Source organism: Streptomyces sp. CAI-85 (assembly GCF_013363615.1).
GTDB lineage: Bacteria > Actinomycetota > Actinomycetes > Streptomycetales > Streptomycetaceae > Streptomyces > Streptomyces antibioticus_B.
Genome location: NZ_JAANNX010000005.1, coordinates 45,407 through 71,640 on the forward strand (window position 1 = coordinate 45,407; position 26,234 = coordinate 71,640).

The window sequence follows — 26,234 nt, forward strand, 5'->3', positions numbered from 1 at the left end:
CACCCTTCCCGGTGATCTCCTATGAAGGACGATCCGACTCGGAATCGTTATCCCCAAGATCGTCCACGGACAGGGCTCATCGACGGATCCACCAGGTCATCCGGGGTGAACTCGACGGCGGCGCCCACAGATCGGTCGATAAGCCGCAGTCGGCTCAGAGCCGAGCACATCCTGACATCACGTCACCGCGACCGGTTCACGCGGCGCCGTCTCCCAGTTGGGCTCCGGCTGCGCGGGCGTACTCGCGGGCGCCTCGGGCCTCGCCGCCCGCCGGAAGGCGGAGGTGCCGCGCGCCAGGTCGTGGCCGATGGCGACGGCGTCGATGTCGGCCGACGTCCAGCTCTGCTGCTGCCCCTCGCGCACCTCGGTGCGCACCTTCAGCCGCCCCTGCACGATCACCGGGTCGCCGACATTCAGCGAAGCCTGGGCGTGCGTCGCGAGCTGGCGATTGGCCCAGACCGTGAAGAAGTTGGTGTGCCCGTCGGTCCACTCGCTCTTCTCGCGGTCCCAGTAGCGCGAGGTCACCGCCAGCCGGAACCGCGCCGACGGACCCGCCGCCAACTCCCGATAGACCGGCTGCGTGGCCACATTTCCCACGGCACAGATCATCGTCTCGTTCATCACGAACCCCTCCCGACGCCCGGACACTCCCCCGGGCGGATGGCGCGCACGAGCCTCTCCCGCACGGCTGCGTCCGGCAGCCGGCCGCGACGGCATCCGCCGTCACGCACCGCCCCCGCACCGGCGACCTCGTCCGTCGCGATCGCCGTACGGCCAGACTGCCTCCGCCGGGCCGAACCCGCCGGGCCCTGTGGACCACCGCGCGCCTGTGGACAACCCCGCCACCCGCACGAGTGACGGCCGTCCCCTCAACAGCCCGGGTACCAAGGCCCCGCGCCCCACCTCACCGCATCCCGGCCCCCACCCCCGTGACCCTCCCGTACTGCTCACGCACCTCCCGGTACCGCAGCAGCTCCGCCGCGACCGGGTCCAGCACCCGGGCCCGGCCGCAGCCGGCGGCCGCCTCCCGCAGGCGTCTCTCCGCGTCCTGCCCGTAGCGCCGCGCCGGTCCGCGGGCCGCCATCCGGCAGCTCCACTCGACCACCGGCCCGCCGAGGATGCCCGCCACCATCAGCAGCACCGGAACCCCCAGGTTCGGCTCCATCCAGTGGGCGATCTGCCCGACCAGCCACAGCCCGCCGACGATCTGAAGCAGTGTCATCGCGGCCTGCGCCAGCACGGCCACCGGCCACCACCCGGGGCGCGGCGGCCGGCCCGGCGGCAGCCCGGCCCGTCCGGCCAGTTCGTCCAGCGCCTCGGGCAGCCCCTGGGAGCCCCGTACGGCCGCCTCCCGCACCGCCATCGCCCAGGCCGCCGGGAGCCCCGCGGAGGCCCGGTCGGAGACCGTGCGCACCGCCTGCTCCACGCGCTGGCGGGCCGTGGCCTCCTCGTCGGCCGGGGTACGGACCTGGATCCGCCCGGTGGCCTGCTCGTGCCGGTCCTGGCACCACCGCCACAACCGCAGCCAGGGCGTTCCGCACGCCCGGTTGGCGTTGCGCAGCCAGGCGCGTTCGGCGGCGTCGCCCGCCGCGGTGGCGCCCACCGCGTCCGCGAGCCGTGCCGCGAACTCGTCCCGGGCGTCCTCGCTGAGCCCGGTGCGCTGTCCGGTGACGTAGACCGGCCGCAGCCGGGCCGCGGCGGCGTCCACGTCGGCCGACACCCGGCGCCCGGCGGCGCCCCGCTCACCGACGAACTGACCGAGCAGCTCCCGCAGTTCGGGCACCCCGTCGCCGGTGAGCCCGGACAGGGCGAGCACGGTGGCGCCGGGTTCGCCGTACTCGCCGAGCGCGATGCCGTCCTCGTCGAGGAGCCGGCGCAGATCGTCGAGGACCAGGTCGGCGGCCTCGCCGGGCAGCCGGTCGACCTGGTTGAGGACGACGAACATGACCTCGGCGTGGCCCGCCATGGGCCGCAGATAGCGTTCGTGGAGGACGGCGTCGGCGTACTTCTCGGGGTCGACGACCCAGATGACGGCGTCGACCAGGGCCAGGATGCGGTCGACCTGCTCGCGATGCTGCACGGCCGCCGAGTCGTGGTCGGGCAGGTCGATCAGGACGAGCCCGCGAAGCTGTGCCTCCGCCTCGGCGCTCTGCACGGGGCGCCGCCGCAGCCGGCCCGGGATGCCGAGCCGGTCGATGAGGGGGGCGGCGCCGTCGCTCCAACTGCACGCGATGGGCGCGGCGGTGGTGGGGCGCCGTACGCCGGTCTCCGAGATGGTGACCCCGGCGAGGGTGTTGAAGAGCTGGGACTTGCCGCTGCCGGTGGCGCCCGCGATGGCGACGACCGTGTGCTGCCCGGAGAGCTTGCGCCGGGCCGCCGCCTCGTCCAGCACCCGGCCGGCCTCGGCGAGCGTCCTGTTGTCGAGCCGCGCGCGGGACAGGCCGACGAGTTCGCGCAGCGCGTCCAGCCGGGAGCGGAGGGGGCCGTCGTAGGCGAGCGGGGCGGCGGGGGACGCGGCGGTGCCGGGGCGGGTCTCGGCCACGACGGCGGCGGTGGCCTGTTCACCCGCCGTGCCTTCGTTGACGCGGCGCGCGATGAGACCGTCGTCCCAGGCGCCGGCGGCGTCCTCGGGATCGGCGGAGGGGGTGGCAGACGGGTTGACGGACGGGGCCGCCCCGCGCGCGGGAGCGGGGGTCGGTGACGGGCCCTTGGCGGGCTCCTTGCGCGCCCCCGGCTCCACTTCCCGTCCGACGTCCCGTCCAGCGCCCTGGCCCTGTGCCGAGGCGCCCGTCGCGCGCGTCGAGTCCACCGCGTCCGTCGTATCCGCCGCGTCCGCCGTGTCAGTCATGGAGCGATCGCCCTCCTCGGGCCCCTGGCCGTCCGCCGAGCCGACGCCGGTGCCGACGCCGTCATTCGCGCCGTCACCGCCCACGTGCGCGTGCGCGGAGTGCTCAAGAGGCTCGGATCCTTCAGCACGGTCGGCACGGTCGGTGCGATCGGAGTGATCCGTGTGGTCCTGGTCAGTGACGGCGGTCACCGGTCACCTCTCCTTCTGAAGTACGGACAGCGCGGCGATCAGCTCCGCCTGGGGCTCGGGATGGACGTCGAGCGCTTCGAGCGGGGCGAGCCGGCGCTCGCGTTCGTTGTGCATCACGCGGTCCAGGTGCTCGGCGAGCAGCCGTCCGCCCCGGTCGCGCAGCCGCAGCGCGCCGTGCGCCCCGATCCGCTCGGCGAGCCCCTCGCCCGCGGAACGCGCCCTGCGGCCGCCCAGCAGGACCGTGGCGACGAGCGCGGCGACCGCCTCGGGATCGGCGGCGCCGCGCTCCAGGGAGCGCACCTCCTCCTCGGCGAACTCCTCCAGCTCGCGCCGCCACCGCCGTACGGCCAGGCCGATGCGGTGTTCGGCGCTGTCGGGTGTGGAGTCCTGGTCCGTCAGGGCGGGTGTGGCGGAGGCCGGTTCGCGGCGCCAGGAGTCGTCGACGCGTTCGTCGGCGGCGGTGACGGCACACAGCAGGAGCGCGGCCAGGCTCTCCACGAGGGCGTCCAGGAGTTCACCGGCGGTGCAGTCCAGCGGGAAGGCCCGCCAGCGCTTGAGGGCGTCCCCGGCGAGCACGGCGCCGCTCTGCAACCGGCCCCGCACACGCGTGTACTCGCTGTCGTACGCCCCGTCGACCGCCGAAGTGAGGCGGAGTGCCGCCGCGTACTGGGCGGCGGTGGCGCTGGCCAGTTCGGGCATCCGGGACTTGAGGGAGTCGAGGACGCCGTGGGCGGTGCGGGCGAGGACCTGGCGGCGGGCGGCGGCGTCCTGGGCCTGATGGTCGAGCCAGGTCCGCAGGGCGGCGACGGCGGTCGCGGGCAGCAGCCCTCCGCCCCAGGCGGACTCGGGCAGTTCGGGCACCGTGAAGCGCGGTACGTCGCCGAGGCCGGCCTTGGTGAGGAGTGCGCCGTACTGCCGGGAGACCTCGCCGACGACCTGGTGGGGCACCCGGTCGAGGACGGTCACGAGGGTGGCGTCGTACTCCTTGGCGGTGCGCAGGAGATGCCACGGGACGGCGTCGGCGTAGCGGGCGGCCGTGGTGACCATCACCCAGATGTCGGCGGCGCAGAGCAGTTCGGCGGCGAGGTCGCGGTTGTCGGCGAGGAGGGAGTCGATGTCGGGTGCGTCGAGGAGGGCGAGGCCGGGCGGGAGCGACTCGGCGGTCTCGATCCGCAGCACGCGCCGGCCGTCCGCGGCGGGCAGCAACAGGTCGTCGGACGGCTCCTGATGGGGCATCCACACGCGGGTGAGGTCCGGCAGCACGCGCATGCCGCTGAACCAGTGATGGTCCTCCGGATGGCAGACCAGCACCGGCGTCCGGGTCGTCGGCCGCAGCACGCCCGCCTCGCTGACGCGCCGCCCCACGAGGGAGTTGACGAGCGTCGACTTGCCGGCGCCGGTGGAACCGCCGACGACGGCCAGCAGGGGTGCTTCGGGCTGTCTGAGACGGGGCACCAGATAGTCGTCTAGCTGGGCGAGCAGTTCGTCGCGGTTGGCACGCGCGCGTGGCGCCCCCGCCAGGGGCAGCGGGAAGCGTGCGGCGGCGACACGGTCGCGCAGGGCGGAGAGTGCGTCGAGCAGTTGAGGCCGTACGTCCAAGGTCACCACATGCGAAGAATGCCCAATTTCAGGGGATTTATGAAGCATATAGGCATGTCTGCGCGCCGATAGGACACAAGGGACGGAAGGTGCGACCGGGACACAGGCACAGCCCAGGCATAACGAGTGCACAACACCCGGGGTCCGAGGCGTCAAAAGCGGTGCACGATTCGCACCTGCCTGCGATTATCAGGACCGCTTCACTGAACCTCCACATTGAGCCACGGAGGCGAAGCAACCGGGACAAGGAACCGGGAGCCCTATCCTTGTCCCCGGCAACGTCACGGATCGGCCCACACCCGGGCAGCACGTACGAGGCCACCACACCGGCCCCCGTAGCTCAGTGGATAGAGCAGGCGCCTTCTAAGCGCTTGGCCGCAGGTTCGAGTCCTGCCGGGGGCGCAAACACCCTCTGACCGGCGAGAACGGGTCAGGGGCTTTTTTGTGCCCGGAGGGCACGGTGCGCCGACAGCAAGCGCCTTTCCTCGAAGTGCCGTGTCCGTACGGCGAGACGCGCGCCCGGGTGACCGATCACCGCCACCGCCGCCGGGTGCGGGCCCGTCGCCGGGGTTTCGGCCATCAGGTCCGTGATCGTCGTCGCCGGGGGTGGGGACGGCAGGCCCTCGGGCCAGGACAGGACCGTCGGCCGGGTGTCGGGGGGCGAGAGGCGCAGGTCGCGCAGGGGGAGCGTGAGGCCCGCGCCGAGGGCCTTCAGTACGGCTTCCTTGCGGGTCCAGGTGCGGAGGAAGGCCGCCTTGCGGTCGGCGGGCGGGAGGGCGTCCAGGGCGGCCAGTTCGGGGGCGGCGAGGGCCGTGCGGGCGGCCAGGGCGACGTCCACGGGGCTGTCCGCCTCCTCGACGTCCAGGCCCACCTCCGCGCCCCGGCACACGGCGACGCCGATGATCTCGCCGCTGTGCGTGACCGAGAAGTCGTACGGCTCGGCGGAACCCGGCATGTCCAGGCGGGGTTTGCCGTGCGGGCCGCCGCAGCGGGGGCACACGCGGCGCAGGGGGACCCGCGCGGGCGGGAGCCCGAGGAGTTCGCCCAGGACCAGGCGGCTGAGGGCGCAGCCGACGAGGAAGCGGGACCGGTCGGCGGGACTGACGGTCGCCTCGTGGCGGCCGCGCTCGACGGGGTCCAGGAGGGGCAGCAGGCCCTCGTGGGCGGCATTGGGGCCGGCCCACCACACGTCCACCGGAATGGGGCCGCCGGCCGCAGCGGTCGAAATGGTCAGTGCACCGCGCGCAGCATGCGCGTCACATTGATCTTCGTCGGGGAAAGGCCCAGCTCCACGCTCTGCATCATCCGCTCGCCGTTCAGCCGGCCGTAGGCGAGCAGGTCGACGTTGGCCAGGCTGTATTCCGGCCAGGTGTGAATGCTGAGATGCGACGCGGAAAGCAGAAGGATCGCCGTGACCGCGCCATTCGGGAAAACGTGCGACGACTCACCGAGCACCGTGGCGTTTCCCTTTTCGGCGGCCGTGCGCAGCACCTGGAGGAGACGCTCCTCGTCCGTGAGGATGCTGTGGTCGCTCACCCATACGTCGACGGCATAGGAGCACAGATCGTCGACGTTTATGCCCTCGGTGGCGAGGTTGGCAGAATCGGTCATGGGGAACCGGAGGTGACGAACCGTCGCCCCCGTCTCCTTTCGCACTAGAACCGCGTGGATCCGCACTGGTCCGCGCGGCCGAAGGGGAAGGGTCACGAGGCCGACGAGCGGCGCTCGATGGAGCCCAGCGTAGCATCCGGAGCGCTCTCGGGCTCGCCCGCCCGTGTTGTCAAGGGGGAGGGGATGCGGCCGGTGGATTCGCCCCCGAATAACCTCCCAGGGATTTCGAGAAAGCGTCCATGGAAATCCCCTGAATGCCTCCGGGGAAATGCGCTTCACACATTCCTCGGCGTCTGCCCGTTCGACCCCTCCACCCCCTCCCTTTCTTCGGGATATCGGCGAGTTCGATCACCCTCTCACCAGCCCGTATACTCGATACTCCCTAATCCATCGGCTGGCCTGGAGCAGCATTGTGACCAACGCGCGTCGGCACCCTCGGAGCAGCACCGCCGATCAAGTGCTCACGGAAGTCGCGGACGCCGTCAGGCTCCAGGAGGGTCCGCCCGGGGTGCGGTCGGTCCTGCGTGCCCTGCGCCGGCTCGCGCCCGCCTCCACGAAGGACCTCAGCCGTGCCACCGGCCTGCCCGTCCCGATCGTGGCCGCCCTGGGCAACGAGCTGCGCCGCCGCGGCCTCGTCACCACCGAGCGCCCGTCCCGGCTGACCGAGGCCGGACAGGACGTCGTCGCCCAGCTCGGCATGGACCTCTCCCTCGACGCCACCTGCCGCACCTGTGACGGCCGCGAGCTGGTGATCCCCGAGGTGCTGGACGAGGCGGTACGGCGGCTGCGCGCCCTGATGGAGTCGGGTCCCGCCGCCGACATGGCGATCGACCAGTCGCACTGCACGGCCGAGACCAAGGTCCGCCGGGTGCTCGCCCTGCTGACCGCGGGCGCGCTGCCGGGCGGCTCGCTGCTGCTGATCGGCGACGACGACCTCGTGTCGCTGGCCGTCGCCGTCGTGGGTGACGTGCTCGGCGGGCCGATCGTCGAGAAGGTCACCGTCGTGGACATCTCCCCCGAGATCCTCGACTACATCCAGAAGGTGTCGGCGGGGCTCGGCACCCGCGTCGAGACGGTCCGGCACGATCTGCGGCAGCCGCTGCCCGCCGCGCTCCACGACCAGCACGACGTGGCCATGACCGACCCGCCGTACACCCCCGAGGGCGCCCGGCTCTTCCTGTCCCGCGCGGTGGAGGGGCTGCGGCCCGGGCCCGCGCACAGCATCTTCTTCTCGTTCGGCGGCAAGAGCCCGGACGAGATGCTGGAGGTCCAGCGGGAGATCATGGCCCTCGGCCTGGTCACCAACGGCTACATCCGCAACTTCAACGAGTACGAGGGCAGCGGCATCCTCGGCGGTGTCGGCTTCTTCCAGCACCTCCTCACCACCAGCTCCACCGCATCCGCGCCCGCGCAGGGCGAGTACGGCGGTCCCCTCTACACCGGCGACAAGCGGACCCGGCAGCGCGCGTACGCGTGCGTGGCCTGCGGCGAGATCGTCCCCGTCGGGACCGGCGCCCGCTGGACCTCGGTCGCCGCCCTGCGCGAGGACGGCTGCCCCCGGTGCGGCAAGGGTCCCTTCCGGCCCGGCCGCCTGCTCCCCGCGGAACAGCCCACGGCGGCCACAGAGACACCGGTACTGGCACCGGCACCGGCACCGGCACCGGCACCAACGCCAGCAAAGGCACCCGCACCCGCAACCCCCACCCCCCGCACCACCGGCTGGCACCCCCCGACCCCCGAAGCCCGCGCCGCGCTCGCCCAACGCGCGTACCCCTACCTCACCCGGCAGGCCGACGAGCGCGACCTCCCGGCGATCGGGGCGTTCGAGGCGGAGATCGCCCGGGTCTCCTTCGGCGAGGACGCCATCGACGACCCCGCGCGCTGGTCCGCGCGGCTCGGGCGGGCGATGGAGAAGTCCAAGGAGGGCATGATCGTCGCGCACGGTCCGGACGGCGAACCCGTCGGCTGGTGCTGGGTGTCCGTCAACCAGAACGCGATGACCGGCGACCGCTACGCCAACTTCCGCTCCCTCGCGGTCTCCCCGCTGGACAACCGCGGTGACGTCGCCGAACTCCTGCTCACCGCGGGCCTGGAGTTCTGTCTGACGAAGGGCATCACGGAGGTCGTCGGCCGGGTGCACGTCGGCAACGTCCCGATGCGCACCGTCTACCGCAAGTTCGGCTTCGACCCGACCAGCCTGTCGATGAAGCTGTTCCTGCCGGGGACGGAGAGCGGGGGCACCCGGTGACCGGCTACGACCCCGACCGCGTCAAGTGCGTCGTATGGGACCTCGACGGCACCCTCTGGGACGACGTCGCAGTGGAGACCCCCACCGACGAACTCCCCGTCCCCCGGCCCGAGATGCTCGCCGCGATCGACGCGCTGGCGGCACGCGGCGTGCTGAGCAGCATCGCGAGCCGCAGCGCGCCGACGGTGCTCGACCGGCTCGCCGCGGGGCGCCCGGAGGTGCGGGAGCGTTTCCTGGCCCCGCAGGTGTCCTGGCAGGACAAGAGCGAGTCGCTGCGCCGGATCGCCAAGGACCTCGGGATCGCCGTGGAGGCCCTGGTCCTGGTGGACGACTCCCCGTACGAGCGGGCGGAGGTCGAGGCCCTGCTGCCCGGCGTCCGCACCCTCGCGCCCGAGGACGTGCCCGCGCTGCTCGCCGCCTTCGAGGGCCGGGAGGTCACCCCCGAGTCGCGCGAGCGGGTGCGCCGCTACCGCACCGAGGAGACCCGCCGGGCCGAGGGTGAGCGCTTCTCGGGCAGCCGGGAGGAGTTCCTGCGCTGGTGCGACATGCGGCTCACGATCGGCGCGGCCGCGCCCGACGAGATCCCGCGCGCGCTGGAGCTGGCCGCGCGCACCCACCGTCTCAACTCCTCGGGCCTCACCCCGGACCGGCTGCGCGAGCTGGCCGTATCCGAGGGCCACGCGCTGTACACCGCCCGGATGGCGGACCGTTTCGGCTCCTACGGCGTCATCGGCGCCGCGCTCGTCGACCGCACCGACCCGGCGGCCTGGTCGGTGCCGCTGCTCGCGCTGTCCTGCCGGGTGGCCGGCCGGGGCGCGGCGGCGGCCTTCCTGTTCCGGCTGATGCGGCGGGCCCGGGAGGCCGGGGCCGGCACCTTCCGGGTGACCCTGCGCCCGACGGACGCCAACCTGGAGATGCGGATCCTGCTCCGCCAGGCGGGCCTGCGCCGCGCGGACGACACCCCCGGCGCCTCCCCCGAGACCACCCCGGACGCCGCCCTCCTCGTACGGTCCCTGCACGGCGACCTGCCCGAGCCGCCCCCCTATCTGCACGTGACCGAACAGGACCACCGAGAGGACGCCGAGGCGTGACCGACACCCTGGACCGCGCCGCCGTGGAGCGCGAGCTGCGCGCGATGATCGCCGAGGCGGCCCGGCTGGACGCCGCCGCGGTGGCCGCGCTGCCCGCCGACACCGACCTCTTCGGCCCCGAGATCGCCCTCACCTCACTCGCCGGGGTGACCCTGCTCGGCGCGGTGGACGCCCGCTTCGGGGTGGACGTCGCCGGCCTGGACCTCAGCCTGGACAGCCTCCAGTCCATCGCCACCCTCACCGACTTCGTCACCGCGCACCTCCCCACGCGCTAGCCCCCTGGCCGGACCGGGCCACCCGTCCGTACGTCACGCCTGTTCAAAACCTGTTCAAAAAGGGTGATCCGTACGGACGTGCCGTGACCCGCTCCGGGTGGGGGCGTTGAACGGGGAGTGCGGCGGCACCCCTTGCCGCCGCGCGAACCGAGTGACTTAAGGAGAACGTGATGTCTCGCATCGCGAAGGTGGCCGCTGTCGCCCTCGGCACCGGCGCCGTGGTGGTCAGTGGTGCCGGCCTGGCCATGGCGGACGCGGGTGCGCAGGGCGCGGCCGTGGGCTCGCCGGGTGTGCTGTCGGGCAACGTCGTCCAGGTTCCGGTCCACGTGCCGGTCAACATCTGCGGCAACACCGTCAACGTGGTCGGTCTGCTGAACCCGGCGTTCGGCAACACCTGCGCCAACGTCAGCGACCACGGCCACAAGAGCCACGACAAGGGCGACAAGCACAACGGCGGCTACGGCTACGGCGGCTGACGCACCGTCCGTCCGCACGCAGACACCCCCAGGAGAGCCCCGGCACCTCGAGCGCCGGGGCTCTCCCGCGTCCACGGGTCCGTGTCACGCGTACCGGTAGACGCCGCTCATGTCCTCCAACTGGTCCGGGGTGAGGTTCCACGGCGGCAGCTTCTCCTTGCGGGCCACCACCCGGCGGTGCTGCCTGCTGCCCGGCCCCGGCGGTTCGGCGGGCAGGTAGCGGTGTTCGCGGTGGCGCTGCTGCCAGCGGGTCCACACCAGGTCGATGTACGCGTGGTGCAGCCAGAACACCGGGTCGTTGACGGAGGCGCCGCCGAGCATCTCCCCGCCGACCCACCGGTGCACCCGGTTGTGGGTGCGCCAGGCGGTGCTGCCCCGTCCGGTCCCCCAGCCCTCCAGCTTGTTGCGGAAGCCCTTGGTGGACGTCGAGTCCCAGGGCGAGACGTCGTAGACCGGGTCGCTGAGCGCGAAGTCCACGTCGCTCTTGAGCGGCAGTTCGATCGGGGCGGCGGCGCGGCCGAGGTCCCGGGTGAGGAAGCGGCCGTCGGTGATGTTCTCCTTCAGGGTCCAGTTGCCGGTGGAGTAGGCGAAGGGGCCGGTCGTCACCTGGCGGTCGGAGGCGCGTCCGTTGCCGCCGAGGAGGTCCTTCGTCCAGGGCGCGGCGGTCTTCGAGCGGGCGCGGGTCCAGTCCCAGTACGGCACGGTCACCGAGGAGTCGACGCGGCGCAGCGCGTTCTCCAGGTCCAGCAGGAACCGGCGGTGCCAGGGCAGGAAGGAGGGCGCCATGTGGGCCGTCCGCAGGCCGCCCTCGCCGTCGGACACGTAGTAGTTGATGTGCATGCGCACGAACTCGTCGTAGACGCCCCGGCGTTTGATCTCCAGGAGCGCGTTGACGAAGCGGCGCCGCTCGGTGGCGGTGAGGGTGGTGACGTCCTTACGCGTGTAGACCACGGTGTCCTCCCTGGTGCGTGCCGCCGTGGCCGTGCGCGGTGTCGCGCAGTTGCTCGCCGGGGCCCAGTTCGTCGACGGCGGCGCGGGCCGCCTCCAGGGGGGTGGGGTACGAGCGGTAGTGGTCGACCATGCTCAGCCAGGTGCCGTCGGCGCGGCGCATCAGGTGCAGCGGGCGGCCGTCGACCGTGACCTGCCAGCGGGGGTCGGCGGCGGCCGCGCGGTCGCCGGGGCCGGTGAGGACGCCCTGGATGCGCCGGCCGCGGTACATCTCGTCGAACCGGGTGCCGGGGCCGCCGGGCCCGCCGCCCGCGCCCTCGGGGCCGTCGGCGGCGGGCCCGGGGTCGGTGGGCCAGGCGGCGGCGACCACCGGGGTGAGTGCGAGGGCGGCGGCGGGGGCGAGCATCCCGCGCAGCAGGTCCCGCCTGCTCCTGGGTCTCGACGGTCCCGCCGTCACCGCGGGTACGGGTACGCCGTCGGCGCTTGCGGCCATGGGTGTGCTCCTCTTCCGGTGCGGATGTCCGTACCGGTAACCGCCGAGCACCCCGCCGGGTCACCACGAGGCCCCCGAACGGCCCGCCGGGGCCCACCCGCGCGCGGCGGTGACAGGCGTTAGCGCCCCTGTCCGGTGCCGAGGTTCGCGCCGGGGACCGCCTGGAGGACGGGGGTGATCACACCGGCCTGGGGCAGCTTCGGGGCCGGGAGGCCGAAGTTGCCGGGGTCGGGGGCGGTGAGCGGGGCGTCCAGGGCCAGGCCGGGGCCGAGGGTGCGCAGGTCGGAGGTGGGGGCGTCGAGACCCACGTGGTCGGCGTCGCCGCCGAGGAGCTCGGGCAGGGGCGCGCTCAGGCCGAGGCCGGGCAGTCCGGCGCCGAGCGGCAACTGCGGAACGGTCCGGTCCGGGAGCAGCCGGCCCTCGACGTACCGGGGGCCTTCGACGGCACCGGGGGTCGGCAGCGGGAGTTCGCCGCCGGCCCGGGGCAGTTCCACGCCGAGGGCGTTCTCGACGCCGTCCAGCGGGAGGGGGACGGGGACCGTGCCGACCGCGGCGGCGGGGGTCGCGGCGGCGGCGCCGGCCGCGGTCGCCAGGCAGGTCAGCACGGCGGCGAGGGTTCCTCGGGTGGTCGGCTTCATCTGGGGTACGGGCCCTTTCGGCAGGGTTCCTCCGGCGGGGTTCCGGAGGGGGAGGGCGGTGTGTCGTACCGGGTAACGAGCCGGAAAACGGCTTCAGTTCAAGAATCCCCCGAACGCGGCAATCGCCCTGTGACCCGATGGTCAGCTCGTCCAGAAATCCCACCAGCGCGTCAGGATCAGCATCCCGACGACCCCGAGGTGCAGCACCGGCGGCACCCAGGCGAACTCGGCGAGGAACGTCCTGACCGGGGCCGGTGCCGGGAGGAAGCCGTGCCGTACGTCGAGGGCGAGGGTGTACCAGAACAGCAGGATCGTGGCGATCCAGGCCAGACAGCACCACAGGCAGAGCGCGTTGATCCGGTACAGCGACTCGAACTGGAGCCAGGAGACGAAGCCGACGCCGAAGAGACAGCCCGCGGTGAACGTCAGCCAGTACCAGCGCGGGAAGACGGCACCCGCCAGCAGGCTGACGCCGACGCAGACGACGATGCCGTAGGCCACCAGGCCCAGCATCGGGTTGGGGAACCCGAACGCCGAGGCCTGGTCGCTCGTCATGACGCTGCCGCAGGAGACGACGGGGTTCAGGCTGCATCCGGGGGTGAAGCCGGGGTCCTCCAGCAGCTTGAACTTGTCGAGGGTGATGACCCAGGAGGCCAGCAGCCCGGCCGCGCCGGTGAGGACGAGCAGCAGGGCGTAGCCGCGGCCGGCGCCCGCCGCGTTCGTCTTCACGCCGCCGTCCTCGTCGTCACGCGACCGTCCTCGTCGTCACGCCGTCGTCCTCGCCCTGACGGGTCAGGCGCGCAGGCTGCGGGCGGGCAGGACGACGTGGGCCGCCGCCATGAGGGTCTCCTCGGCGCCCGCGAACGCGGCCAGCGCCTCGGCCTCGACGGGCCGTCCGGGGACCGCCTCGGGCCACGCGCGCGTGGTGAAGACGAGGTAGGCGTAGCCGCGTTCGGCGACGGCGTCGAGCCACTCGGGCGGCGGCACGCACTGGGCGTTCAGGTTCGGCATGTTCAGGACGGCCTGGCCGCCCTGGACGAGCAGGGTCACCGGCAGGCTCGGCCGCTCGGTGCCGTCCACGAGGTCGCCGCCGACGGGCAGGCCGTTGTCGGTGAGGAGGCGCTCGACGGCCGCGGCCGTCGTCTCCGCGCCGCCGTCGGCCGCGTCGCCGAGGGAGTAGGCGAGGAGGTAGGGCATGTCGGCGCCGTCGGGGGTCTCGCCGCTCCACGGCATCACGACGAGGGTGCCCAGGTCGGTCACGCGGAAGGGGCGGGTTGCGCTGGGGGTTGAGGTCACCGCGCGACCCTATCGGCGCCCCGGCGGCCCGATCCGCGCCTTCTCACCCGTGCGGAGGACGGCACACGAGTGCTCCACACGAACGAGGGACGGGCGTCGAACAGGGCCCCGGGGACGCCGAAGGGCCGGTTCCACGCGGTGCGGAACCGGCCCTTCGGTGCGGCGGCGTGCCACTCAGCCCTGGAGGGGCAGCCCGCCGAGGAGCTGGGGGGCGCTCTGGTTGAGCGCCTTGGTCGCGCCGTTGACGGTGTTGAGCGCGGAACCCTTGCTCTCGGTGTCGAGCGCGTTGGACTGCTGCTGGAGCGGCATCACGTCGGCGGGCTGGAGCTGGGCCGAGGTGAGCGTGTTCACGGCGCCGTTGAGGCTGGTGGGCGTCAGCGCGGCGGTGTCGTGGGCGGCGAACGCGGGCGCGGCGGTGCCGGCGAGGACGACGGACCCGGCAACGGCAGCGGCGGCCTTCAGGGACTTCATCGGGTTCCTTTCTTCGGCGACTCGGCAACTCAAGTCACCACGGGGGCGTCTGACGCCGTGCCTAACGAGCCCCGCCGCCCGCGGAAACCCCCGTTCGGCTCCCCGATGCGGGCACAGCGAAACGGCCGCCCCCGGGTCGGGGAGCGGCCGTCGCGCCGAAGACGTCGTGACGTCAGTCGTTGACGCAGGTGTTGCCGAAGGCGGGGTTCAGCAGGGCGATCACGTTGACCGTGTTGCCGCAGAGGTTGACCGGGACGTGGACCGGGACCTGGATCGCGTTGCCCGACAGCACGCCCGGGGAGTGCTCGGCGACGCCGTTCGCGCCACTGTCGGCGGCGGCGATGCCGGAGGCGCCGGCTACGGCCGCGGCGGCAACGGAGGTCAGGACCAGGCCCTTCGCGATACGGGACATGGAGAGGTGCTCCTTGGGGGGTGTGGCGGGGAGGTGACACGAACATCCGGGCGGTGAAGCCCGGCACTGTGTCAACGCGTGGCGCCGCCGGGAGTTGTGCCGCCATTTGAGTGATGCGCGGCCGGACGGGAGGCGGCGCGGCCGGGCCGGAGGGGACGTGCGCGCCGGGTGTCCGCCCCGGCCGTTCGGGTGGTTCGCGCACCCGCTCGACCGGCCCGCGCGCGGACGCAGATGTCCGGGGCCGGTCCATCCATCTGACGATCCGCTGAACCCACCGGTCAACGGGCCAGGGGCGGCCGGGCGGCGCGTGAACCGGCGTACGCCGACACCCCCGGCCGGCACCGCCGCGTGTTCGATCACGGAGCGGGTTTGCGGCACGGCGGTGACCAGCGGGCCTTTTGGCTCGTTCGCACCGGGACGCGTGGGCCGGGCGCTCTTCGTCGCCGTCGACACACGGACGAAGGACGCGGAGGCGCACACCCGTCCGCGCCGAGCGTCACCGTGAGCGAGGGAACCGCGCCATGCACCAGCCAGAGCCCTTCGTACCGAGGGTGCTGCACCTCACCCAGCCCGTGGACGGCGGGGTAGCCCGTGTCGTGACGGACCTGGCGCGGGCCCAGCTCGCCGCCGGACTGCGCGTCACGGTGGCCTGTCCCGACAGCGACCTCGGCGGCTCGCTACGCGCCCTGGGCGCGGACGTACGGCGCTGGGAGGCGACCCGGTCCCCCGGTCCCGCCCTGCCCGGCGAGGTGCGGCGGCTCGCCCGGCTGGTCCGCGAGGTCCGGCCGGCGCTGGTGCACGCACACAGCGCGAAGGCCGGGCTTGCCGGGCGGCTCGCGGTGCGCGGGCGGATCCCGACGGTGTTCCAGCCGCACGCCTGGTCCTTCGAGGCGGTCGGCGGGACCGTCGCCGCGCTCGCCCGGAACTGGGAGCGGTACGGCGCCCGCTGGGCCACCCGGCTGGTGTGCGTGAGCGAGGCGGAGCGGGCCACCGGCGAGCGTGCCGGGATCGCCGGCCGGTGGAGCGTCGTCCCGAACGGCGTCGACACCGAGCGGTTCCGGCCGGGCCCCGCCGGGCCGGAGCGGGCCGCGCTGCTGCCCGGCCACGACCCGGCGGCGCCGCTCGTGGTGTGCGTGGGGCGGCTGTGCCGGCAGAAGGGGCAGGACGTCCTGCTGCGGGCCTGGCCGGACGTCGTACGGCGGGTGCCCGGGGCGCGTCTGGTGCTGGTCGGCGACGGTCCCGACCGGGCCGCGCTGCGCGCCGCGGCGCCGGAGTCGGTGGTGTTCGCCGGCGGGGTCGGGGACGCGGCGCCCTGGTACCGGGCCGCCGATCTGGTGGTGCTGCCCTCGCGCTGGGAGGGCATGGCGCTGGCCCCGCTGGAGGCGCTGGCCTGCGGCCGGGCCGTGGTGGTGAGCGAGGTGGACGGCGCCCGGGAGAGCCTGCCCGCGGACCTCGCGCCGCACTGCCTGGTGCCCGCGGACGATCCGGCGACGCTGGCCGGGGCGGTCGGCGCGCTGCTGGCGGACCCGCCGCTGCGGGCGTCGCTGGGCGGCCCGGGGCGTCGTCACGTCCTCGCCGCGCACGACGTACGGCACACGGCCGAGACGGTCCTGGACCTCTACCGCGACCTGCTCGGCCGGGTGCCGGCCGCGCGGCTCGTGCCCTCCGAGCGCAGGGAGTCCCTCCACCCGTGACTGCGGAAAGCATGGTGCCCTCCCCCGGCACGCAGGCCGCTCCCTCGCCCGTCTCCGTCATCCCGCGGCGCGCGGCGAGCGCCGGGTTCCGGTATCCCGCCCGGCGTCCCCCGGCGCGCACCGTCTCGCCCGTGCCGCTGCTGCTGGCCGACGGCGCGGCGGGGCTCGCGGGCGCGGCCGCGCTGCTGGCGGCCGGGCAGCACCCGACGCTGGTGCTGCCGCTCATGGCGATGTCGTTACTGCTGCGCCCGGGCCGTCCGGGCGCGGTGACCGGTGTCCTGGACGAACTGCCCGCTCTGTGCGCCCGGATCGCCGTGGTCTGGCTGGCGCTCGGCGCGCTCGCCGCCGCCTGGCAGCCGGCGCACGCGCTCGCGGCCCGCACCCTGCTGTGCGGCTTCGCGGCGCAGACGGCGGCCGCCTGTACGGGGCGGGCGCTGGTGCATCTGCGCCGGCGGCGGGCGCTGCTGCGGCATCCGCGCGCGGCGCTCGTCATCGGTCCGGCGGCGACCGCGCAGCGGGTGGCGGCGGCGGTGCTGCGCCATCCGCGGTGCGGGGTGATGCCGGTGGGCGTGGTGGCCGAGCGCCCGGACGGTCCCGGCGGGCTGCCGGTGCTGACCAGCGGTCAGGAGGTGCAGCGGGCCCTGATCCAGAACGGCGTCCTGGACGTGCTGTGCGTCCACCCGGCCGTCCGTACGGTGCAGGGGCCGCTGCTGCGGGCGCTGGCCGCGTCGGGCTGCACGGTGTGGGAGGTCGACGCGGACAGTCCGTCGTACGCGAGCCGGGAGCAGATCGCCGGGTTCGCCTGCCGGCGGCTCGACCCGGTGGCCGGGCGGCGCGGCAGCTTCGGCAAACGGCTGCTGGACGTCACGGTCGCGGGGGCGCTGCTGCTGCTGACCGGGCCGCTCCTCGCGTTGTGCGCGGCGGTGCTGCGGCTGACCGAGGGGCCGGGCGTGGTCTTCCGGCAGGAGCGGATCGGCAAGGACGGGCGGCCCTTCACGCTGCTGAAGTTCCGCACCCACCGTCCGGCCGACGCGCACGAGTCGGCGACCCGCTGGAGCGTGGCGGGCGAGGTGCGGATGAGCCCCTTCTGCCGGTTTCTGCGCACCACCTCGCTGGACGAGCTGCTCCAGCTCTGGAACGTGCTGCGGGGCGACATGAGCCTGGTCGGGCCGCGTCCCGAACGGGCGTTCTTCGTCGGCCAGTTCAGCCAGACGTATCCCGGATACGCGGCCCGGCACCGGATGCGGACCGGGATCACCGGCCTGGCGCAGGTGCAGGGGCTGCGCGGTGACACCTCCATCGAGGACCGGGCCCGTTTCGACAACGCGTACATCGACAACTGGTCGCTGTGGCAGGACGTCTGCATCCTGCTGCGGACCGCGGCCTCCCTCGTACGGCCGACCGGGAGCTGATCCGACCGATGACCCTCGCCCTGCCCGTGCCGTCCGCCCGGGGGCTGTCGCCGGTGCTGCCGGTGGCCGCCGTGGTCGCGGCGCTCGCCCTGCCCGTCGCCCCCGGCGGGGAGGGCGGCGCGGGACCGGCCGACGCGCTGTCCGCGCTCGTGGTGCTGTTCTGCGCGGTACGGCTGCTGCGGGAGCGGCGGCGGCCCTTGTCCCGTACGGCCGCCGTGGTGCTGGGGCTGCCGGTCGCCGGGCTCGCGCTGGCGGCGCTCGGGGCGTCCTCGCCGGGGGCGGGCCTGAGCGGTCTGGGCCGCTATCTCCAGGTGTTCGTGCTGGTCCCGGCGGCCGTGCTGCTGCTGATCCGGGGGCGCTCGGATCTACGGCTGCTGGCGTGGACGTTCGTGGGGCTCGCCGGGTGGCAGGGGGCGGTCGGGGTGCACCAGTTCGTCACCGGGACCGGTGCCTCCTACCAGGGGGAGACGATCCGCGCGGTCGGCACGTTCGGGCCGCAGGACGTGATGGGCATGGCGACCGTGGTGTCGTTCGGGCTGGTCTGCGCGGTGGGGCTGGCCCTCGGGCGGACCTCCGCGCGGCGGCGGGCGGTGGCGGCCGCGGCGGCGCTCGCGCTCCTGGTGCCGCTCGCGCTGTCCTTCAGCCGGGGCGCCTGGATCGCGACGGCGGTCGCCTGCTCGCTCCAACTGGTGCTGGCGGGGCCGCTGCGGGCGCTCAAGGTGGGCGCGGCGGCGGTGGCGGCCGGGGTGGTCCTGGTCGGCGGGTTCGGGGTCGGCTCGGCGATGCTCCAGGAGCGGGTCGGCAGCATCACCCAGGTCGCCGACGCGCCCGACCAGTCGGTCACCGACCGGTACACGATGTGGGCGGCCGCGGTCGGGATGTGGCGGGAGCAGCCGCTGACCGGGGTCGGTCTGAAGGGCTTCCCCGAGCACCGGGACGCGCACGCCGCGCTGGCGCTGTCCTCCGGCAGCGACACCGACGGCGCGGGCTCCGGTTTCGTACGGCAGCCGCTGCTCTCCCCGCACAACATGTACCTGCTGATCCTCGGCGAACAGGGCCTGATCGGCCTGCTCGCCCTGGCGGGCGGCTGGCTGGCCCTCCTGGTCTGCGCCCTGCGCGGCTGGTGGACGGTGCGCCGCGAGGGCCCCGGCCTGGACTGCGCCCTCATCGCCTGCGGCCTCCTGACCTGGCAACTCACCGACTTCGCCTACGCCGACATCGGCGGCCCCTCGACCGTCCTGACGGCCGTCCTGCTCGGCGTGGGGGCGTGGTGGGGCCTGGCAGCCACCCCCGGGAAGGCCGACACCCGATGACGGCGCCTCCACCCCACGACGCGAACACGAGCCCCTGCCGGGGGGTACCGCCCTCCCGCTCGCCCGGTGCGACCGCACGGGGGGCGGTGCCCACACCGGGGGCGGCGCCCTGCCCGACGGAGGGCAGCGCGCTCGGGGCGACTTCGGGAGGCATGTCGGGGGCGACGGCCGACTCGACGGGGTGGGCCACGTGGGCGGACGCAGCAGGGAGCGGGTCGGCGGGGCCGGCCGGCGCGTCCGGCGGGAGCGCCGATCTGTTCGTCACCCCGGGGGTCGCCCCCGTCCAGGGCCCGGTCGCTCCGACCGGCTCGGTCGAAGGGACTGCCGTCGGGCTCGGCCTCGGGGCTGCGCCGACCACCCGGGCCGAAGGGGCCTTCACGGTGCCCCCGGCGTCCGCGCCGGCCACCCCGCCCCACAGGCCCGCCCCGGTCCCGGCGGCCGAGGAAGCCGTGGGCGTCGGCTCCGAGTCCCCCGAACTTCCCTCCGCCTCGCGGAACTTCCTCGCCAAGGCCGCTCTCGTCACCGCCGGGCTGTCCGTCGCCGGGGCGTTGTTGGGGCTGGTGCGGGATCAGGCACTGGCGCGGCTGTTCGGGGCCGGGAGTGATACGGACGCGTTCCTGGTGGCGTGGACCGTGCCGGAGTTCGCGGCCACGCTGCTGATCGAGGACGGGCTGGCGTTCGCGCTGATCCCGGCGTTCAGCATGGCGCTGGCCCGCAGGGCGCAGGGCGTCCCCGGCGACCCCGTGCGCGCGCTGGTCGCCGGGACGCTGCCGCGGCTGGCGCTGGCGTTCGTCGCGGTCGGCGCGCTGCTCGCCGGGATCGCGCCCCAGGTCGTGGAGGTGCTCGCGCCCGGTCTGCCGGATCCCGCGCTCGCCGTCGACTGCACCCGGATCACCGCGACCTGCGTGGTCAGTTTCGGGCTCGCCGGGTATTGCAGCGCGGCCCTGCGCGCGCACCGCCGGTACCTCGCCCCCGCGGCGATCTACGTGGCCTACAACGTCGGCATCATCACCGGGATGCTCGTGCTCGGCGGGCAGTGGGGGGTGCGGGCGGCGGCGGCCGGTGTCGCCGTCGGCGGCTGCCTGATGGTCGTCGTGCAAGTGCCCGCACTGCTCCGGCAGTTGAGGAAAAAGACCGCCGGTGGAGCACGGAACGAGGACGAGGCCCGCCCCCTCGACACCGCCCTGCTCGCGACCGTGCTGCTGTTCGCGCTGTGCCGGCAGTCGCAGGTGCTCGTCGAGCGGTTCCTCGCGTCCTCGCTGCCGTCCGGGGCGATCTCGCACCTCAACTACGCCCAGAAGGTCGCCCAGATGCCGATGATCCTGTCGGTGATGGTGTGCACGGTCACCTTCCCGGTGGTCGCGCGGGCGCTGGCCGACGGGGACGTCGAGCGGGCCAAGGGCCGGGTGGAGCGGGACCTCGCGCTGGCCGCGTCCATCGTGCTGCTGGGCACCGCCGCGGTCGTGGCGTGCGCCCCGCAGATCATCGGACTCCTCTTCCAGCGCGGCGCGTTCACCGCCTCGGACACGGCGGCGACGGCCGGTGTCATGCGGGTGTACGCGCTCGGCCTGCTGGGCCAGACGCTCACCGGGGTGCTGGCCCGCTCGTACTTCTCGGCGGGCCGCGGCGCCTGGTACCCGGTGGGCGCGATGGCCACCGGGATCGCGGTGACGTCGGCCGCCGGCGCCCTGGCCGTCGGCCCGTGGGGCGTGTACGGGATCGCCGCCGCCAACGCGGCCGGGATCACCGTCACCGCCCTGGTGCTGCTCGCCGGGATGGGCCCGCGCAGCGTGCCGGTCCATCTCCCGACGGTGATCGGGCAGTTGGCCGCACCGGTGGTCGCGGCCGTCGCGGCGACCGCCGCCGGTGCCCTGGTCGCCGCCCGGCTCGACGGCGCTCCCCTGGCCGGTCTGGCCGTCGGCGGACTCACCGTGACCGGCGTGTTCCTGGCGGCCGGCCGGGCCCTGGGCGCCCAAGGTGTCGTTCACGCACTCCGTTTCGCAGGTTCCGTGACCCGAAGGCTGCCGTATGTCCGTTCCCGTTGACGCCAGGGTCCCCTGGGTGGCGATGTACCACTCCGTGGGGGACTGCTCCGACGACCCGTACCGCATCACCGTCACCCCCGAACGCCTGGACCGCCAGCTCACCTGGCTGGCCCGCCGCGGCCTGCGGGGCGTGTCGGTGGCCGAACTGCTGGCCGCGCCCGACCGGCGACGGCTGGTCGGTCTCACCTTCGACGACGGGTACGCCGACTTCGTCACCGGCGCCCTGCCCGTGCTGCGCGAACACCGCTGCACCGCCACCCTGTTCGTGCTGCCGGGACGGCTCGGCGGCGACAACGCCTGGGACCCGCTGGGCCCGCGCAAACCGCTGCTCACCGCCGACGGCGTCCGGCGGGCCGCCGCCGAGGGCATCGAGATCGGTTCGCACGGCCTCACCCACACCGACCTCACCCGCGCCGACGACCTCACCCTCAAGGCGGAGACCGCCGAGAGCCGGACCGTCCTCGCCGGCCTCCTCGGCACCGACGTCGCCGGGTTCTGCTACCCGTACGGGACGGTCGACGCGCGCGCCGTGGCCGCCGTACGGGACGCCGGATACGACTACGCCTGCGCGATCGACCCGGGCCCGCTGAACGGCCCGCACGCGCTCCCCCGCGTCCATGTCGGACAGAACGACCGCGCGGTCCGGCTCTTCCTCAAGTACCGGCTGCACGGGCTGCGCCGGCGACCGGTGGAGGGTCTGTAGTGCGGGCGCTGCACATCATCACCGGGCTCGGGACCGGCGGCGCCGAGCAGCAACTTCGGCTGTTGCTACGGCACTTGCCCGCCGAATGCGACGTGGTGACGCTGACGAACCCGGGGCCGGTGGCCGACGGGCTGACCGCGGACGGCGTCCGGGTGATCCACCTCGGCATGCGCGGCAACCGGGACCTCGCCGCGCTGCCCCGGCTGACCGGCATCGTCCGCTCCGGCGGCTACGACCTCGTCCACACCCATCTCTACCGGGCCTGTCTGTACGGGCGGCTGGCCGCGCGGCTCGCGGGTGTGCGGGCCGTGGTGGCGACCGAACACTCCCTGGGCAACACTCAGTTGGAGGGCAGGCGGCTGACCGCCGGGGTCCGCGCGCTGTATCTGGCGGGCGAGCGGCTGGGCCGCGCCACGGTCGCCGTCTCCCCCGCGGTCGCCGCCCGGCTGCGCGCCTGGGGGGTGCCGGACGCGCGTATCGGGGTCGTCCCCAACGGCATCGACCTGGACCGCTTCCGCTTCGAACCGGCCGCCCGCCATCGCACCCGGCGGGCCCTCGGGCTGCCCGAGGACGCGTACGTCGTCGGGGGCGTCGGCCGCCTCGTCCCCGGCAAGCGGTTCGCGGTCGTGATCCGCGCCCTCGCGCAACTCCCCTCCGACTGCCACCTGTTGCTGGTCGGCGGCGGCCCCGAGGAGGACGCGCTGCGGCGCACCGCCCGCGAGGCCGGGGTCGCGGACCGGGTGATCCTGACCGGCGAGCGCCCCTACGTCCCCGACGGCACCCCGGGCCCCGATCTGCCGTCCCTCCTCGCCGCGATGGACGTGCTCGCCTCGCCGTCCCCCGACGAGACCTTCGGTCTGGCCGTGGTGGAGGCGCTGGCGTCCGGACTGCCCGTGCGCCACGCCTCCTGCCCCGCGCTCGACCACCACCCCACGCCGCTCGCGCGCCAAGTGAGCGGCGGCGCCGGGGCGTTCGCCCGCGCGCTGGCCGAGGCACGCGCCGCACCCCCGGCCGCGCGCACCGCGCCCGAGGCCGCGCACCACTACGCCGTCGGCCGCAGCGCCGCCCGGCTCATGGACGTCTACGCGGCCGCCCTCACCGGACAGCCCCTGCCGACCGCCGCTTCCCCGACACCCAAGGGAGTCAGTTCCCCATGACCGAACACTCTCGGCGTGCCACCGCCACACACCGCGCCAGACGACTGCCGCCCTGGTCCCTGCTGGCCGCCGGGGCCGTCACCGGGGGCGTCCTCGGCGGCGCGTACGGCGCGCTCCAGCCGCCGGTCTACACGGCCACCGCCTATGTCGTCGCCGTCCCCACCGAACGGTCCGATCCGGCGTCCGCGCTGGGCTTCGCGCAGGCGTACGGGCGGGTCGCGACGCAGCTCGCGGTGCTCGGGGACGCGCAGGACGCGGCCGGGGTGCCCGCGGGGACCCTCCAGCGCAGTGTGCGCACGTCGACCTCCCCGGACGCCCCGATGGTCGCCGTCACGGCCACCTCCGAACGGGCCGACCTGGCCGCCGGCATGGCCAACGCGGTCTCGGCCGCGCTCACCCGGCACGCGGCGACCAGCGAGAAGTCCACCAACGTCGAACTCCAGGAGTTCGCCCCCGCGGTACGGCCCACCGACCCCTCTTCCGCCTCCCCGCTGATCACCGCGCTGGTGGGGACGAGCGCGGGCGGGCTCCTCGGCGGGCTCGCGCTGCTGGTGCGGCCGAGGCGGGAGCGCGAGGCACCGGGCCGCCCCGCCGCGAACGTGCCGGGTCCCGCCCTGGCCGCGGACGTCCGCGGAGCGCTGTGAAGCCGGCGGCGGCCCCGGACGCCGGGGCCACCGGACACCGCACCCGGCCCGGCGGCGGCATCGGCCCCGGCTCCGGGAGCGGCGCAGGACGGGGCGGCGGCGGTCTCGTCACCGAACTCGTCACCACCGAAAGGGACTTCGCCGCCCTCGCCCCCGCCTGGGGCCGCCTGTACGGGCGCTGCGCGACGGCCACCCCGTTCCAGCACCACGCCTGGCTGCACTCCTGGTGGCAGTCCTACGGCAGGCCCGGCCGGCTGCGGCTGCTGCTGGTGCGCGAGGGCGGCGAACTCCTCGCCGCCGCTCCCCTGACCGCCGTACACCGTCCGGTGCCCGCGCTGGTGCCGCTCGGCGGGGCGATCTCCGACTACGCGGACGTGCTCGTCGACGACGGGCACGCCGAGCGGGCCGTCGCCGCGCTCACCGAGGGCCTCACGGCCGCCGCCCGCACCGCGGTGATCGACTTCCGCGAGGTACGGCCGGGCGGCGCGGTGGAACGGGTCTACGACCGCTGGACCGGACCGCGCCGACGGGTGGACGACTCGCTGTGCCTGGAGCTGCCCGCCCTGCCGATGGCGGAGCTGGTGGGCCGGCTGCCGTCCGCGAAGGCCCAGCGGGTGCGCGCAAAGCAGCGCAAGCTGGCCGCGCTCGGGGTGGAGCGCCGCACGGTGCCGCCCGGCGAGGTGGACGGGGCGCTGCGCCGGCTGCTCGCACTGCACCGGCTCCAGTGGCAGGGCCGCGGGGTGACCGGCGAGCATCTGCGCCCCCGCTTCCACGAGCACCTGGTGCGCTCGGTCGGGCCGATGACACGCTCCGGGGACGCGGTGGTCACCGAGTTCCGGCTCGACGGCGAGGTGGTGGCCGTCGACCTCACCCTGCTGTCCCGGCGGCTCGCGGGCGGCTATCTGTACGGCGCCCATCCGCGGCTGCGGGAGCGCAAGGCGGACGTGGCGGTGATGCTGCTCGACGCCTGCGCCGAGCACACCCGGGACGGCGGCCGGACCGCGCTGAGCCTGCTGCGCGGCGACGAACCGTACAAGCACCACTGGCGGCCGGAGCCGGTCGTCAACCAGCGGCTGCTGCTGGCCCGGCGCCGCACCGCGCCGCTGCTGTCGGCGGCGCTCTGCGACGTGGCCGCGCGGCGCGGCGGCAAGGAACTGCGGCTGCGCTGGGAGCGCCGGACGGAGCGTGACGGTGGCGGCGGGTCCTGACGCGGGCCCGCCGCCACCGCGGTGTGCCGTACCGCCCGGCTCACCCGGTGCGCGACCGCCGTTCGACGGGCACGCACGGCCGTCCGCCGAGCCAGTGCTCCACCCAGAGACCGAGATCCAGCGGCGAACAGGTGGAGGAGGGGCGAGGGGCTGGTGGAGCGACGGGCGGCGTGGACTCCATGGAGGACGGGGGTTCGGCCGGGGTCGCGGGCTCGGCGGGGGCCGTGGGACCGGCGGGCTCCACGGGGGTCGTCGGCCCGTCGGTGCGGCCGGACAGAACCGTGCGGTAGACGTCGGACGCCCGCGGGTTCTCCCCGCACTGCCAGACGCCGTGCGGGCAGTAGTCGGTCAGCGTGTTGTAGAGCGGCCGCTGCTCGTCCATCCACGCGAGCATGCGCCGCATGTACTCGGGGTTGTCGCCGTTGCGGAAGAGCCCCCATTCGGGATACGACACGGGCTTGCCGTGGGCCCGGGCGAAGTCCACGTGCGCCTGGAGCCCGTACGGTTCCGTCACCTGCTCGTCGAAGGAGAGGCCGGCCGGCTGGTCGTAGGAGTCCATGCCGATGACGTCGACCGTGTCGTCACCGGGATAGCACTCGGTCCACGGCACGGCGTCCAGACCGCGCGACGGGGTGAAGTCGAACCTGAACTTCTGGCCCGGCACGGACCGCATCGTCGTGACGATCCGGTTCCAGTACGTCTTCCACGCCTCGGGGTCGGGGCCGCAGCGGTGGGTGTAGGTGACGCCGTTCATCTCCCAGCCGAGCACGATCACCGTGTCCGGCGCCTCCAGCGAGACCAGCCGCTCGGCGAGCGCCTTGAAGTGGTGGTCGAACCGGCCCTCGGCGCCCTGCCGGAGCAGTTCGCGCACCTCGTCGTCGGGGACGCCCTCCTCGTTGCGTTCCAGCATCGGCACGTTGAGGACGAGCATCCGGTCCTCCCGCTCGGCACGCCAGTCCGCCCAGACGTCGAGGAAGCCGGGCGGGCCCTCGATGTTGTGCCAGCGGTCGCCGGGCAGATAGGTGTGGCCGACCCGCAGGTCGGCGCCGCCCAGCCAGGCGCTGAGCCGGGCGATCCGGGCCACGCCCCGGGGACCGTAGTCGAGGTAGGCGCCGAAGGCGGGGCGCGCGGCCGGGGACTCGATGGGTTCGGTGGAAGCGGCGGCCGGGGTGGGGGCGGGCGGGTCGGTGTCCCGTGCCGATCCCGTGGCCGCGGCGAATCCGGGGCCGGCCGCGAGGGCGGCGGTCGTCGCGACCGCGGCCGCGACGACGGCCGAACGCCGGAACCGGCCGCGTCGCTGTGGTGGGGCCATACCAGCTCCTTTGTCCGTCACTCAAGTCATATGAAAGTCACAGAAAAAGGGCGCACGCCACCGCCACTACGGCTTTCGAGTGCCCTGATCGCCCAACCCGGTGACACCTCATCACCTGACGAACCGACGATCTGACGAACCGAAGAGAGAC

Annotated in this window: 25 protein-coding genes and 1 tRNA gene; 13 read left to right on the plus strand and 13 right to left on the minus strand. The window is 74.4% G+C overall.

The window, feature by feature from the left end; all coding sequences use genetic code 11:
- Positions 1 to 177: 177 nt before the first annotated feature.
- The 3 genes from G6W55_RS09085 to G6W55_RS09095 all read right to left on the minus strand — a co-directional run bounded on the left by G6W55_RS09085 (position 178) and on the right by G6W55_RS09095 (position 4,645).
- Positions 178 to 621, minus strand: a complete 444-nt coding sequence (locus G6W55_RS09085; RefSeq protein ID WP_175520290.1) for a single-stranded DNA-binding protein — start codon at positions 619 to 621, stop codon at positions 178 to 180.
- Between the two features lie 283 nt (positions 622 to 904).
- Complete coding sequence (locus G6W55_RS09090) at positions 905 to 2,848, minus strand: YfjP family GTPase (RefSeq protein ID WP_217686708.1); 1,944 nt, start codon at positions 2,846 to 2,848, stop codon at positions 905 to 907.
- A gap of 192 nt (positions 2,849 to 3,040) precedes the next feature.
- Entirely contained in the window at positions 3,041 to 4,645 is a 1,605-nt protein-coding gene (locus G6W55_RS09095; RefSeq protein WP_175520292.1) for a dynamin family protein, read from the minus strand.
- A 320-nt stretch (positions 4,646 to 4,965) separates the two neighbouring features.
- On the opposite strand from G6W55_RS09095, the gene G6W55_RS09100 reads away from it, so the two are divergent.
- Positions 4,966 to 5,038, plus strand: a tRNA-Arg gene (locus tag G6W55_RS09100).
- 28 nt (positions 5,039 to 5,066) lie between these two features.
- Here G6W55_RS09100 and G6W55_RS09105 read toward each other — a convergent pair.
- Both G6W55_RS09105 and speD read right to left on the minus strand, forming a co-directional pair.
- Complete coding sequence (locus G6W55_RS09105) at positions 5,067 to 5,831, minus strand: 4'-phosphopantetheinyl transferase superfamily protein (protein ID WP_309243662.1); 765 nt, start codon at positions 5,829 to 5,831, stop codon at positions 5,067 to 5,069.
- 35 nt (positions 5,832 to 5,866) lie between these two features.
- The gene (gene speD, locus G6W55_RS09110; RefSeq protein WP_030779703.1) at positions 5,867 to 6,247 is read right to left on the minus strand and encodes an adenosylmethionine decarboxylase; all 381 of its coding nucleotides are present in this window, start codon (positions 6,245 to 6,247) and stop codon (positions 5,867 to 5,869) included.
- A gap of 457 nt (positions 6,248 to 6,704) precedes the next feature.
- Here speD and G6W55_RS09115 point away from each other — a divergent pair, with 457 nt between their 5' ends.
- The 4 genes from G6W55_RS09115 to G6W55_RS09130 all read left to right on the plus strand — a co-directional run bounded on the left by G6W55_RS09115 (position 6,705) and on the right by G6W55_RS09130 (position 10,337).
- Positions 6,705 to 8,495: a GNAT family N-acetyltransferase gene (locus G6W55_RS09115; protein ID WP_175520293.1), complete on the plus strand. Its 1,791-nt coding sequence runs from the start codon at positions 6,705 to 6,707 to the stop codon at positions 8,493 to 8,495.
- Positions 8,492 to 9,586, plus strand: a complete 1,095-nt coding sequence (locus tag G6W55_RS09120; RefSeq protein WP_175520294.1) for an HAD-IIIC family phosphatase — start codon at positions 8,492 to 8,494, stop codon at positions 9,584 to 9,586. The genes G6W55_RS09115 and G6W55_RS09120 overlap by 4 nt, the downstream gene beginning before the upstream one ends.
- Complete coding sequence (locus tag G6W55_RS09125) at positions 9,583 to 9,861, plus strand: phosphopantetheine-binding protein (protein ID WP_175520295.1); 279 nt, start codon at positions 9,583 to 9,585, stop codon at positions 9,859 to 9,861. Before G6W55_RS09120 ends, G6W55_RS09125 begins: the two co-directional genes overlap by 4 nt.
- A gap of 170 nt (positions 9,862 to 10,031) precedes the next feature.
- Positions 10,032 to 10,337: a chaplin gene (locus G6W55_RS09130; RefSeq protein WP_030779711.1), complete on the plus strand. Its 306-nt coding sequence runs from the start codon at positions 10,032 to 10,034 to the stop codon at positions 10,335 to 10,337.
- An 84-nt stretch (positions 10,338 to 10,421) separates the two neighbouring features.
- Here the strand turns inward: G6W55_RS09130 and G6W55_RS09135 are convergent, their stop codons facing one another.
- The 7 genes from G6W55_RS09135 to G6W55_RS09165 all read right to left on the minus strand — a co-directional run bounded on the left by G6W55_RS09135 (position 10,422) and on the right by G6W55_RS09165 (position 14,595).
- Positions 10,422 to 11,288 (minus strand): tyrosinase family protein, encoded by an 867-nt coding sequence (locus G6W55_RS09135; protein ID WP_175520296.1) that lies wholly within the window; start codon positions 11,286 to 11,288, stop codon positions 10,422 to 10,424.
- Positions 11,272 to 11,778: a tyrosinase family oxidase copper chaperone gene (locus G6W55_RS09140; RefSeq protein WP_175520297.1), complete on the minus strand. Its 507-nt coding sequence runs from the start codon at positions 11,776 to 11,778 to the stop codon at positions 11,272 to 11,274. Before G6W55_RS09140 ends, G6W55_RS09135 begins: the two co-directional genes overlap by 17 nt.
- 119 nt (positions 11,779 to 11,897) lie before the next feature.
- Complete coding sequence (locus G6W55_RS09145; protein WP_175520298.1) at positions 11,898 to 12,416, minus strand: hypothetical protein; 519 nt, start codon at positions 12,414 to 12,416, stop codon at positions 11,898 to 11,900.
- 141 nt (positions 12,417 to 12,557) lie between these two features.
- Positions 12,558 to 13,145: a vitamin K epoxide reductase family protein gene (locus G6W55_RS09150; protein WP_175520299.1), complete on the minus strand. Its 588-nt coding sequence runs from the start codon at positions 13,143 to 13,145 to the stop codon at positions 12,558 to 12,560.
- Between the two features lie 63 nt (positions 13,146 to 13,208).
- A complete protein-coding gene (locus G6W55_RS09155) occupies positions 13,209 to 13,712 on the minus strand; it encodes a DUF5949 family protein (protein ID WP_175520300.1) in 504 nt (167 codons plus the stop codon).
- Positions 13,713 to 13,886: 174 nt separating this feature from the next.
- Positions 13,887 to 14,183 (minus strand): hypothetical protein, encoded by a 297-nt coding sequence (locus G6W55_RS09160; RefSeq protein WP_030779737.1) that lies wholly within the window; start codon positions 14,181 to 14,183, stop codon positions 13,887 to 13,889.
- 172 nt (positions 14,184 to 14,355) lie between these two features.
- The gene (locus G6W55_RS09165) at positions 14,356 to 14,595 is read right to left on the minus strand and encodes a chaplin (protein WP_030779740.1); all 240 of its coding nucleotides are present in this window, start codon (positions 14,593 to 14,595) and stop codon (positions 14,356 to 14,358) included.
- A gap of 521 nt (positions 14,596 to 15,116) precedes the next feature.
- Here G6W55_RS09165 and G6W55_RS09170 point away from each other — a divergent pair.
- The 8 genes from G6W55_RS09170 (at position 15,117) to G6W55_RS09205 (ending at position 24,771) form a co-directional block, all read left to right on the plus strand.
- Complete coding sequence (locus G6W55_RS09170; protein WP_175520301.1) at positions 15,117 to 16,289, plus strand: glycosyltransferase; 1,173 nt, start codon at positions 15,117 to 15,119, stop codon at positions 16,287 to 16,289.
- Positions 16,286 to 17,701 (plus strand): exopolysaccharide biosynthesis polyprenyl glycosylphosphotransferase, encoded by a 1,416-nt coding sequence (locus G6W55_RS09175; RefSeq protein WP_175520302.1) that lies wholly within the window; start codon positions 16,286 to 16,288, stop codon positions 17,699 to 17,701. The genes G6W55_RS09170 and G6W55_RS09175 overlap by 4 nt, the downstream gene beginning before the upstream one ends.
- 8 nt (positions 17,702 to 17,709) lie before the next feature.
- Positions 17,710 to 19,014, plus strand: a complete 1,305-nt coding sequence (locus tag G6W55_RS09180) for an O-antigen ligase (protein WP_175520303.1) — start codon at positions 17,710 to 17,712, stop codon at positions 19,012 to 19,014.
- 152 nt (positions 19,015 to 19,166) lie between these two features.
- Positions 19,167 to 21,059 carry a murein biosynthesis integral membrane protein MurJ gene (gene murJ, locus G6W55_RS09185; RefSeq protein ID WP_175520304.1) on the plus strand — a complete coding sequence of 631 codons (1,893 nt, stop codon included), beginning with the start codon at positions 19,167 to 19,169 and terminating at the stop codon, positions 21,057 to 21,059.
- A complete protein-coding gene (locus tag G6W55_RS09190) occupies positions 21,043 to 21,762 on the plus strand; it encodes a polysaccharide deacetylase family protein (protein ID WP_078633538.1) in 720 nt (239 codons plus the stop codon). The genes murJ and G6W55_RS09190 overlap by 17 nt, the downstream gene beginning before the upstream one ends.
- Positions 21,762 to 22,919 carry a glycosyltransferase gene (locus G6W55_RS09195; protein WP_175520305.1) on the plus strand — a complete coding sequence of 386 codons (1,158 nt, stop codon included), beginning with the start codon at positions 21,762 to 21,764 and terminating at the stop codon, positions 22,917 to 22,919. The genes G6W55_RS09190 and G6W55_RS09195 overlap by 1 nt, the downstream gene beginning before the upstream one ends.
- Positions 22,916 to 23,563, plus strand: coding sequence for an LPS biosynthesis protein (locus tag G6W55_RS09200; RefSeq protein ID WP_030779756.1), 648 nt, complete (start codon positions 22,916 to 22,918; stop codon positions 23,561 to 23,563). Before G6W55_RS09195 ends, G6W55_RS09200 begins: the two co-directional genes overlap by 4 nt.
- A 59-nt stretch (positions 23,564 to 23,622) precedes the next feature.
- Positions 23,623 to 24,771, plus strand: a complete 1,149-nt coding sequence (locus tag G6W55_RS09205) for a GNAT family N-acetyltransferase (protein ID WP_175520503.1) — start codon at positions 23,623 to 23,625, stop codon at positions 24,769 to 24,771.
- Between the two features lie 40 nt (positions 24,772 to 24,811).
- Here the strand turns inward: G6W55_RS09205 and G6W55_RS09210 are convergent, their stop codons facing one another.
- A complete protein-coding gene (locus G6W55_RS09210) occupies positions 24,812 to 26,083 on the minus strand; it encodes a glycoside hydrolase family 26 protein (protein WP_175520306.1) in 1,272 nt (423 codons plus the stop codon).
- Positions 26,084 to 26,234 lie beyond the last annotated feature (151 nt).